The 8,632-nt window shown below is 42.3% G+C and carries 12 protein-coding genes and 2 pseudogenes; 3 read left to right on the top strand and 11 right to left on the bottom strand.

Annotation, left to right across the window (positions count from 1 at the left end; all coding sequences use genetic code 11):
* Nucleotides 1–71 precede the first annotated feature (71 nt).
* From WMO41_RS15545 to WMO41_RS15525, 5 genes are all read right to left on the bottom strand, one after another.
* Nucleotides 72–653, bottom strand: coding sequence for a phosphatase PAP2 family protein (locus WMO41_RS15545; protein ID WP_349230544.1), 582 nt, complete (start codon nt 651–653; stop codon nt 72–74).
* A 184-nt stretch (nt 654–837) separates the two neighbouring features.
* The gene (locus tag WMO41_RS15540; protein ID WP_349230546.1) at nt 838–1,005 is read right to left on the bottom strand and encodes a type IIL restriction-modification enzyme MmeI; all 168 of its coding nucleotides are present in this window, start codon (nt 1,003–1,005) and stop codon (nt 838–840) included.
* 253 nt (nt 1,006–1,258) lie between these two features.
* Nucleotides 1,259–2,065, bottom strand: a complete 807-nt coding sequence (locus tag WMO41_RS15535) for a restriction endonuclease (protein WP_349230543.1) — start codon at nt 2,063–2,065, stop codon at nt 1,259–1,261.
* Nucleotides 2,066–2,102: 37 nt separating this feature from the next.
* A complete protein-coding gene (locus tag WMO41_RS15530) occupies nt 2,103–2,459 on the bottom strand; it encodes a hypothetical protein (RefSeq protein ID WP_349230542.1) in 357 nt (118 codons plus the stop codon).
* A gap of 14 nt (nt 2,460–2,473) precedes the next feature.
* Nucleotides 2,474–3,241 (bottom strand): PIN domain-containing protein, encoded by a 768-nt coding sequence (locus tag WMO41_RS15525; protein ID WP_349230545.1) that lies wholly within the window; start codon nt 3,239–3,241, stop codon nt 2,474–2,476.
* A 967-nt stretch (nt 3,242–4,208) separates the two neighbouring features.
* Here WMO41_RS15525 and WMO41_RS15520 point away from each other — a divergent pair.
* From WMO41_RS15520 to WMO41_RS16030, 3 genes and pseudogenes are all read left to right on the top strand, one after another.
* Complete coding sequence (locus tag WMO41_RS15520; RefSeq protein ID WP_349230541.1) at nt 4,209–5,102, top strand: DUF6076 domain-containing protein; 894 nt, start codon at nt 4,209–4,211, stop codon at nt 5,100–5,102.
* The gene (locus tag WMO41_RS15515) at nt 5,095–5,397 is read left to right on the top strand and encodes a hypothetical protein (protein WP_349230540.1); all 303 of its coding nucleotides are present in this window, start codon (nt 5,095–5,097) and stop codon (nt 5,395–5,397) included. The genes WMO41_RS15520 and WMO41_RS15515 overlap by 8 nt, the downstream gene beginning before the upstream one ends.
* A 7-nt stretch (nt 5,398–5,404) precedes the next feature.
* Nucleotides 5,405–5,590 (top strand): annotated as a pseudogene (locus tag WMO41_RS16030) (hypothetical protein); the annotation flags it as partial.
* 188 nt (nt 5,591–5,778) lie between these two features.
* On the opposite strand, the gene WMO41_RS15510 reads toward WMO41_RS16030, so the two are convergent.
* The 6 genes and pseudogenes from WMO41_RS15510 to WMO41_RS15485 form a co-directional block, all read right to left on the bottom strand.
* Nucleotides 5,779–6,066, bottom strand: a complete 288-nt coding sequence (locus WMO41_RS15510) for a DUF2442 domain-containing protein (RefSeq protein ID WP_349230539.1) — start codon at nt 6,064–6,066, stop codon at nt 5,779–5,781.
* 15 nt (nt 6,067–6,081) lie between these two features.
* Complete coding sequence (locus WMO41_RS15505) at nt 6,082–6,342, bottom strand: DUF4160 domain-containing protein (protein ID WP_349230538.1); 261 nt, start codon at nt 6,340–6,342, stop codon at nt 6,082–6,084.
* Between the two features lie 522 nt (nt 6,343–6,864).
* Nucleotides 6,865–7,029 carry a hypothetical protein gene (locus tag WMO41_RS15500; protein WP_349230537.1) on the bottom strand — a complete coding sequence of 55 codons (165 nt, stop codon included), beginning with the start codon at nt 7,027–7,029 and terminating at the stop codon, nt 6,865–6,867.
* A 25-nt stretch (nt 7,030–7,054) separates the two neighbouring features.
* On the bottom strand, nt 7,055–7,180 hold the full coding sequence (locus WMO41_RS15495; RefSeq protein WP_349230536.1) for a hypothetical protein: 126 nt from the start codon (nt 7,178–7,180) through the stop codon (nt 7,055–7,057).
* Between the two features lie 398 nt (nt 7,181–7,578).
* A pseudogene (locus WMO41_RS15490) lies at nt 7,579–7,806 on the bottom strand (transposase domain-containing protein); the annotation flags it as partial.
* Nucleotides 7,807–7,871: 65 nt separating this feature from the next.
* Nucleotides 7,872–7,994 (bottom strand): hypothetical protein, encoded by a 123-nt coding sequence (locus WMO41_RS15485; protein WP_349230534.1) that lies wholly within the window; start codon nt 7,992–7,994, stop codon nt 7,872–7,874.
* Between the last annotated feature and the right edge of the window lie 638 nt (nt 7,995–8,632).

The following is an 8,632-nucleotide window of genomic DNA, read 5'->3' as shown; positions in this document are numbered from 1 at the left end:
TATGCTTTGCCCTATCGGGCAATCGAACGAGAAGCCCCCACTTCAAGCGTTAGCTAAGTGGTGGGAGCATGTCACAAATCATAACGCTGATGCTGTGTTCTTCTCATCCACAAAGCCATGATCCGGCATCCGGCATAGCCGGACAGACATCCGAGCAGCATACCACCCAGCACATCGGTCGGGTAATGCACATACAGATACAGCCTGGAAAACGCAATCAGGAACGCCAGCACCAGAACAGGTTTCCACAGTTTCTTTGCCGCTGTCTGGCTCTCCGATATTGCAGTATTCCTGCGGTGCGCATGAAAAAACAGCGCCGATGCCGATGCGAACGAAGCGGATGTGTGCCCGGACGGAAAGGACCAGCCAGATGGTCTTGGAACCAGAAGCTGAATGGCCGTGTTCACATCACAGGGGCGCGGCCGGGCTACACACGGTTTGATAATTCCGTTACACAAAACGGTATTTATGAGCAGCGCCGCCGCAAGCACTGCACCGCAGCGTCTCGTTTTCGGGATCAGCAGTAATCCAAGCACCAGCGTAATCCAGATAACGCCTACGTTTCCAAGCTTTGTGATGGCGCACATCACCTGATCTCCCACCGGTGTGTGCAGTTTCTGGATCAGATCCAGAATCCTTAATTCGAGTCCCATATGACCATCTCTTCTTTCTGTTTTTTTCTCATGACCTCATTACTCGATACCCTTGCTGTCATTTATTATATTGTAACAGACCTGTTGTAAGAAACACAGCAGACATCCTAAATTTTTCATAAATCCTTGGACGCAAAAAGGACACCGCTCGGACTTGTGTGCCGGGTGATATAGATACTGATTCTTATGAATTTTCGTTAAATCTTGGGATTTCAATATTTTCATCCGCAAACAAACCATCATTCACATATGGGAATGATGCTAAAGCATCATCCATATATGGGTCTCTATCCTCTGGTTTTGTATCAAGAACTTTAAATAAATCTATCAACCCTCTACGGACATCATTCAGTATAGGTTGTTCTCTAAGATGCTCTTGGCAGCCTCCCGCTGGGCATATCCGGCGGCTTCATAGATCTGCATCAGCACATCAAAGGCATACACCAAAATGTGACCACTGCCCATGCAAGGGTCTGTTGCCGTTCTAAAGGTGATACAATTTAACGAATAACCTTTTAACGATGAACACGCACACCCCTTAGAGGGTGCATAATTTAACGATGCCGGGTTCATTTGCACACGGTTGTAACGATTGGATGCAAAAATTAAAAATCTATACCATACCAATTTCCATCCGTTTGTGGTAATTGTCTTTGTCTCACACGGTTTAAGAACTTATTCCGATGCTTATAAAACTTCTCGTTTAAAAGCAGTTTGTCATCCTTAATCCATTCATCCACCATATCTTCCCATCCCTGTAATTGTCTCAAATGCAAAGCTTGTTCCATTTCTAAATGAGCATTATAATGTAGTTTAATATTTATAAAACAAGGTTTGCAACCATATGCATATTCGTATGTTCCATCTTTGTATTGGGCAACCCCTACTAATGAATTGGGTATATTTTCATCTGTAAGAATATCTCGTCCACATATCATACATTTTAAAGGCTTATACTCATCCTCGCTCACATTCATATAGTATTTATGCGGATACAAGCCATAGGACTGAAGAACCTTTGTATCCATATACTGCATAATTTGTATTATCTTTTGAGCGTCAAAAATCATATAACTGTAATTTCCATTTTTACAGATTGCGTCAAGACGATTTTGCAATCCCGTTGTAATGCCTGTGGAATAAAAACCGATAAACCCTGTTACTCCAAACTGTAGTAATCTGTCGCTTATATTCTTTTCGTCATCCTGTCCAACATGATTTCCAGAACCAATGTAGTGCTTACAACTCACAATAAATTTTGCTGGATTGCTTACTATAAAGTCTTTGCCACCATCTGTTCCATATGCTGGCATTGTGCAGATTTGAAATCCGACACATCTTAATACCTCAACAGCAAATTTTTCCCACTCTTCATCGGACATATTATAGAAAAATTCATAATATCGATTCATTTATCTCACCTCTTTTGCTGCTTTATTTGAAACTGGATTATGATTTCTTCGGTAATTTAACATTAAAATTACCACCCAAAGCTGCTGCACCTATTCCAACAGCTGTAATCACAGCAAAACTTGCAGCACTGATTACCTTCCAGTTGAATGCTTTCTTTTCAGAATCTTTTTTGTCTGCCATTCGTGCAACTTCCATTTCCTGTTCTCGGATTTCCGTATCCTTTTTATCCACCATACGCAAGACTTCCATCTCTTGTTCACGAATTTCTTTTTGTTCTTCTGGTGTCAAATTAGGATTATCAAGGCATTTACTTAAATCAGAGCGCACCTTATCTGCAAAACCATATGTCTCTGTCTCATTGTCGAACGAATATGTCGCGATTACCAAATACATATTCATTCTCCTATTTACGAAATTTTGTGCAGGTTCTGCCGCTCTTTGTGTGAAGTCTTTTTAAAGAAAGTATTCATTTTTTCTTTTCCGAACGCTGCGGAGAGTCTGTTCTGCCATTCGCTTGGTGCCGAAAGCATGATTTGCGTCAGCGTATCCGTGGCATATCCCTGCAGGCCTTTCTGCTTCAAAAGAATCTCGACTTGTTCCTTTGCCCTCATTTCTCGACTATTTGGTGTGCTCTTGGTTTTCTTAGTGTTCTTATCATTCTTTGTGTTCTCGGTTTTTTCGATTTCCTTCCCGGATCCCGTCCATGCTTCCCGTCTGACAGTCGCACCGCGCTTATTCCAGAAATCTACACATACATCATAGCCGTGATCGTTCGACAGAATTATGTATTCCGCTTCCCTGTCTGTTGCAATCAAAAATCCCAGCAGGCTGGCCAGCTGAAAATCAAGTCCGTTCGTGCTGCATGCACATTTTGTGAGATAGACCTTGTCTGAATGTGATAGAATTTGCTCTACAACCTCACAAGAAAGCGGTGGAGTGTGGTCTGTGTATAGAAAATGCACAGTTTCTCGTTCCATTTTACCTTTCATGATTTCAAAACAGCGTTTTCCGCCTTCGTTTTCTGTATCAACCAGGTAAACTGTTTCTTTTTGGTCTATTTCGTTTTGCATTGCCAACTTCCTTTCTTTTTTCCCATTTGCTGCTGCCATATACTGATCGATAAACTCATTGGCAACCACCGTTGCATTCACCTGGAAGCTGCGCATAATATCCATCAACACTCACATCTCTATAACTATTGGTAATAGTGTAGCACATTCATGACAAAAATCAACCAGTTGGATGCGGTCCTGTATTTTGAAAATCCCCCACCGCTATCACCGCTCACCAATTGACCTCCCCTCCTCCGCCACAACCCTTTATCCATGATTCCTCTCTTCTTCGCAATTTCGTTTTTAATTTCGGTTTTTCTTCGTCCGAACATGAAAATGAACAAGAGAACATCTCTGTCGCAGAAGAGGATCCGGAAAAAGTCCGGAAGAAAATCGTATGTTATTGATCTATGGTTGAATATGAGCTTTGAATCAGGTGGAATCTCCACTCCGTTCAAAGTTCTTTCTTGGAACGAGCAATTTTGAAGATGAGTTTCTGCTCGACGAACGGGAGGTCATGGAGAGATGATTGGGTCGGGTGGGGGACTTTCGCTGGCAGTAAGATTTCTCTTATCTTACTGTATCAATGGGTTGAATATTTTTCCTCAGATGGTATATTATAAATGAAGGGTACCACCGATAGACGGTTGCCCGCATTTATATGTTTGACTTAGAAAAGCCGCTCACACTTTTGCAGGGTATGGGGCGGCTATTTCTGTGTCTTATACTATCTCGGCCAACTTTAATGATATAATTGTTACCAATATATAATTTACATTTATCTATCGCTATCTGTTATGTAACAGAAAGTCTTTATTTTATTTTCTTTTCTGTTATAATTCAAACTGTCGTTAGCGATAAAGCATCTGATGCATCTGCACGGCCACCAGCCTGCATCAGGGAAAGGAGTTCAGGTATGCGTACGAACGGTCTGATAATTTCATATGAGGATGGCAAGAACCGCGTATTAACATCTCGGTATGAAGAAGATTCCAGCTACCCGGTCGGAAACCTGATGTGTCTTATCTTTCAGGGAGAGATCCTTGATGACATCAGCTGTATCCTTCATGACTGCATTTGCGCCTGCTCTATGAACGAAGATGCTCTGACGCAGGACAGCATTGAGGATGCGGAGCGCTATGTTCTCTCCTCACTTCTCTACAACGACTTCTATCCGGCACAACGGATCGCACAGGGCAGCTTCATCCGAATAATGGAACAATACCGGGCACTCGACAGTCAGAGTATGGCGAGACTCCTTCAGGAAGAACTACGGAGTGTCAGTGAGGTAAATATGCCGTTCAATGATATCGGGTTCTCAAATGTCGGCACTTTTCTTCGCCTTTGCTTCAATAACTACTATGTAGACCTGGTAAATGCCCTCAGCTTCTTTACCGCTTTGGCAGCGACATTATCGGGTGCGGCGGATGAACAGGAAAATGCAACATACAATGATCTGCTCGGCAGCCTGCAGAATCCGAATATCGTTCCGGGCATAGAAATGAAGTCCATGCTGGATGCCTCTGGCGGAATGAATAATTACTATGTAATAAGCAGTTTCCTCTCTCTCGTGATATTTGAGTTTGCTCATATGGAAAGTTCTGACGTAGTTATAAGGCGGTGTCAGAACCCTGCCTGCGGTAAGTTTTTCACGGTGAAAAGGTCAGATGCAAAATACTGTAGTTTCCCGTCGCCGCAAAACCCGTCGCGGCTGTGTAAAGATTATTATCCTCAGCTGTTGCACCGGAAGAAGCTCAAAGAAAACGATCTGGATCTTCTAATTAAGAACGCATACGGAAGGCTATATAACCAGAAACGGCGGCATCCAGACAGGGCTGACGAGGTGTCAGGGCTTATCAGTACGTTACAGATCGAAGCCGACAGTAAGAAACAGGAAGTGCTGAATGACAGCATGACAAAGAAGGATTTTGAAACATGGTTAAAGAGTTTAACACCCACGAAGGGAGACGATATTTATGAGTGAAGCGATCAAGGCAATGGCTGACATTTTTTCCGGAAAAGGTGGTACGATCCGGCTGGCAATCTGCGGATCACTGTTTGGTGCAGTAATTTATGAGATTCTGGATTCGAAATATGATCTCAGAGCGAACACGAGCAGTGGGGCTTCCATTTCACTAACGCCGGCATCTGAAAGAGCAATGACAGACCTGTCAGTCTCTGGCTGCAAACCGAGTGAAGGAATTACAGCCGAAACCGGAGGAAACGTGCCTGTAGCAGATACATCCAATCAGACACCCACAGAAAGTCAGAGAGAATAAAATAACGGATGTAATGACCAGACAGTGTTTGTCACGAAGGATTGAAAACATTGCAAGTCTTCGTGAAGAGTTAGCTGCGTGGGAAGTCGAGCGTAATAAAGTCGCAGCAAAAGTTAATTGGCAGTTCCGAACTGCTGATGCAAGAGTGAAGTTGAGTTCATTGTATCCTACGTTTACAACAGCTTCCGAATAGGAAGTTGTTGTAATACTAAATATCAATGTGCCAGCACACTAGTCATTTCGATATATTCCTGCCCGTGCTTTCCTGTTGCTAATATTCTTATTTTTCGTACGGGATATCCGTCAGGAGGTTCCCATCGTATCGTACCGCCTATGGAAATAACACAAAAGCCTACCAGAACTCACTCCGGTAGGCTTATCTTATGCAATTCTGTCATTGATGGCTTCAAGATCATGGAGCATACACGGATCTATGTCCAAGCATTTTGTTTCATCCCTGTTCCCTTCCAGATCCCATGCCAAAGTATCATTCATCACCGTACAAGTTCTCTTAAATGTGTCAAGATCCCCTAACGGTGCAAACACTCCGCCTTGAAGATCAGCCCCAGCATCGTAATCCACAATCTTTCCGTCATTGAAATAGACTTCAACATGGAAATTATCCAATGGCCTTACCTGTACAACAACAGGGAAAAAATATTCATTCATAGACCAATCCCCCCTTTAAATTAATGGATTTATACGGTTTAATGGTTTCATATCTTTTGATAATTCCCAGTTCTGCATCAATTCATCCTGGTGAATCGTACACCATGCCAAAATCAGACGCATTTGTTTATTCGGTAAATATCCCTTAATGACCTGGATATGATTTATATCAATCAACGCATGATTTCCATTGTATTCCGCATGAAAATGCGGCGGCATATGGTCGTTGTAGTACATTGTTACCCTAATTCCATAAAACAAAGATATTTCTGGCATTGCTATCATCCTTTCTCTATTCTACTACCTCAAGAATTCCTTTACCTTCATTATACTATCAGTAGCACACGAACTCAAGAAATTTTCCCTTACAAATTAACCCAAATCCGTTTCAAAACACATCATAGGTAAACTTGATAGCCTACGAATATACAAAGCTAAATTGACCTCAAATTCATTGATTTAATGTCTATTTCATATAAACCATTTTGGGACTTACCTGCTTTTAATAACATCTCCGTGGTAATCTTTCCGGTACTTTTGTGCTTACAGCCCTGTTTCCATTCACAGGGCTTGTCATGCCACTTTTCTTTCCTTTGGTTTGTTGAGCAACCTTACCCACCTCATTGCCTTATCAAGTTTCTGTACGTAGGCTCAAGAACTTTGCTATGCACTTCCTTCATCCGTATCATTACTGATACCAACTTGTGCTCCGCTACACTTGGCGGTAAAAACCAGTGCCCAGACTTTCACTAGCTAGATTAGTGCCATGCTTGGCACACTCAAAAAACCACCGGCCATTTAATGACTGGTGGTTTCGTGTTCCTCTACAATTTTCCTCAATTGATCCTTCCATTCTTCGTATGTGTAATTTGCCCCGATTTTAAAAACCACAGATGCGCGGCTTCCTGTTATTGCAATCACTTTTCTTTTTAACTCGTGAAGCTCATCATCGTTCTTCATCATGTCAATAAATTCTCTTTTCAGCATCCTACTCACCTATGATCTTCATAAATGCCCGATAGACATCCGGTATCTCTTTTTTGATGAATTCTACAGTTTTGTCATCACCCTGATATAAGGCAGAAAAAACATCTGCAAATACCTCTAACTCCATATTTGACATCCTCCCACGACTGAAGTCACGGGATTCCAACTTCATACACCATGCATCAATTCGGTCGCAGCCTCTTGTATAGCACAGCTTAAGAATCTTCTATGGACTAACTCTTTCCACCTCCAGCGAAGTGTACTCCGATACCAACAGGCGATGTCGAGCCTGGTTGAAACGAAACAGGATAATATCTATTTCCTTTCACTATAAGTATGACAGATTCAAATATGCAAAAAGTCGACTTTTTGCAAAAATCTACCTTTTTAGAAAAAAAATATTGAATTGATACACATGACCTTGACGCATTCATCCCACGACTGAAGTCACGGGCGTTCTGCGTCATATCGTAAACGCATCATAGCAAGTACCTTGCCAGCCAAAAGCCGCTTTCGCGGCTTCGCTTAATTGCTCTTCTTCGGTTTTCGGATATTCTCTGGTAGTTTTTCCGACCACGGAAGTAGATCATCTAAGAAAGAGCGGTCTGTATCATCCATGTGCTTTGGAATCTCTGTCAGAAGATATTCAAAGTACTCGTATGGTTTTAAGTTATTCGCTTTTGCTGTTTCTGCGATGCTATAGATAATCACGGATGATTTTGCACCATTGATAGTGTCTATCATCTGCCAGTCTTAATGAGTCCATTGTACCAGATTTATGCAGTTTCTGCCACCCGGCGGCTGTTTTCCTTTCGTCATTATGACGGTGGATAACCGTGCAGAGTATCTGGGATATTTTCCTGAAATTCCAGATGCTCTGTACGGCTGTCCACTTGAATGAAATTCACTAATTCTTTCAGACCACAGTGAAATTTTTTCATCTGTTTTCATAATGATACAGTTTCCTTCCTTTGTTATGAAAAGAGTGTATCAGAAAAATATGGGCGCTAACAGATACGGATGATTACCTACTTACGTTGGAACTGCTTGAGATGAAGGAGAACGTATTCACGATAGACGCGATCGGCACACAGACAATTTTTCTGTGTCTTTTCGTGATTGATTGGAAAAATGTGAGAAAAGAAGGGTGGAAATGGTAGAAAAATGTGATGGGACGGGGGAGAATTGGGTGAATGGAGGAAGGGATGGAACGGCGGAGGGAAGGTCATGGGGGAAGGGTTGGGTCGGGTGGGGGCTTATCCCGGTAGCAGGTTCCGTTTTGTGGTTTTTTGAAGAAATCCGGCTTTGAGCTTGGAGGAACTTCCACTCTTCTCAAAGTTCTTTCTTTCAAAGTACAATATGTGAATGATACGGGAAATAATGATTTGTGCAATGAATATGGCACAATGGATAAATGAAAAGGCATGGAGAGAAGGCGTAAGATGACGGAGGGGAGGTCAATTGAGAATGTATCAGGTCGGGTGGGGGACTTGCGCGGAGGCGAGAGTATGAGAAAATCTCTGTAAATAAGATTCTTCTATGATAATTAAGAGCGATAAGCTTGTGAATCAGGCTTGTC

This window comes from Ventrimonas faecis (assembly GCF_040096075.1).
Taxonomy (GTDB): domain Bacteria; phylum Bacillota; class Clostridia; order Lachnospirales; family Lachnospiraceae; genus Brotaphodocola; species Brotaphodocola faecis.
The sequence above is the reverse complement of the archived record's forward strand: the minus strand, read 5'-3'. Positions and strand labels throughout refer to the sequence as shown.